Raw genomic sequence first — 1,122 nt, forward strand, 5'->3', positions numbered from 1 at the left:
GGTGGGGTGGGGGTGGGGCGCGCTAGCACGGTGGGGCTAGGGGGTGGGGGTTTTCCACAGGGGGGAGGGTTGTCCACAGGCGGTCGTTGCGGGATCTCAGTGGGTCCGGGGTTGGTCAGCCTGCTCCCATGGTTACTCAGTTGTGGCGTACCGACGCACTGATGCGACAACTCACCGTTGGGCGGATCCGCAGTCGGCTCGACCGGGAGGAACTCCATCGCGTGCGCAGAGGGGTCTATGCCGACCGGCCCTGCAGCGACGATGACGAACTGCGCGCACTGATGCTCCGGCTGCCCGATGGGGCGATGTTGGCGAGACAGAGTGCCGCCCGCCGACACGGCTTCGGGGTGCTGCGTGATGATCTGATCCACATACAGCTGCCCGCCGATATGCCGAAGCCCCGACTGCCCGGAGTGGTCGTTCACCGAACGGTCCTACCCGCTCAACCGGTCTTCGTCGATGGTCTGCCCTGTGTGCCGGCGGCTCGCTGCGCAGTCGACCTGGCTCGCGCCGTTCGGCGGCTCGACGCACTCCCGGTGCTCGATGCTGCGCTCCGGTCGGGCTTGGTCACCCAGGATGAACTGCTGGCCGAGGTGGCAGCCCACAATGCGCTGCGTGGTGTTCGACAAGCCCGCCAACTCATACCGCTGGCGGACGGCAGGTCGGAGTGCCGCCAGGAAAGCCAGTTGCGGCTGATCCTGATCGATGGAGGGCTGCCTCCGCCGGAGCCGCAGATATGGGTGGCCGACGGCTATGGCATTCCTCTGTACCGGCTCGATCTGGGTTACCGCGAACGCCGAATCGGCATCGAGTACGACGGGCTGTCGCACCTGGGCCGTGACCGACTCAGGTACGACAGGGAGCGGATCAACTGGCTGGACGCGGCGGGTTGGCGGATGCGCTATTTCACCGACCGTGACATCTACCGCCGCCCCCAACACATAAAAGCCACAATCCAAACCGCCCTCTCCTAACCCCCGGCCCCACCCCACCCCCCGCTCGCCGATCTTGCACTTCCTGTCCCGACATATTGGCCATCGAGGACATTTCGGCAACACAAAATGCAAGATCGGCGAGGGGTGGGGGTGGGGTGGGGGTGGGGTGGGTGGGGCGTTACGGGGC

The 1,122-nt window shown here is 66.2% G+C and carries 1 protein-coding gene; it reads left to right on the plus strand.

From position 1 onward, the window contains the following. Positions 1–128 precede the first annotated feature (128 nt). A complete protein-coding gene (locus IF22_RS0132590) occupies positions 129–974 on the plus strand; it encodes a DUF559 domain-containing protein (RefSeq protein ID WP_036412888.1) in 846 nt (281 codons plus the stop codon). The last annotated feature ends 148 nt before the right edge of the window (positions 975–1,122 follow it).

Origin of the sequence: Micromonospora parva, assembly GCF_000718515.1 — a bacterium.
GTDB lineage: Bacteria > Actinomycetota > Actinomycetes > Mycobacteriales > Micromonosporaceae > Micromonospora > Micromonospora parva.

Excerpts from the sequence above, each read along its gene's own strand:
- IF22_RS0132590 (WP_036412888.1), top strand. The coding sequence starts at position 129 with ATGGTTACTCAGTTGTGGCGTACCGACGCACTGATGCGACAACTCACC.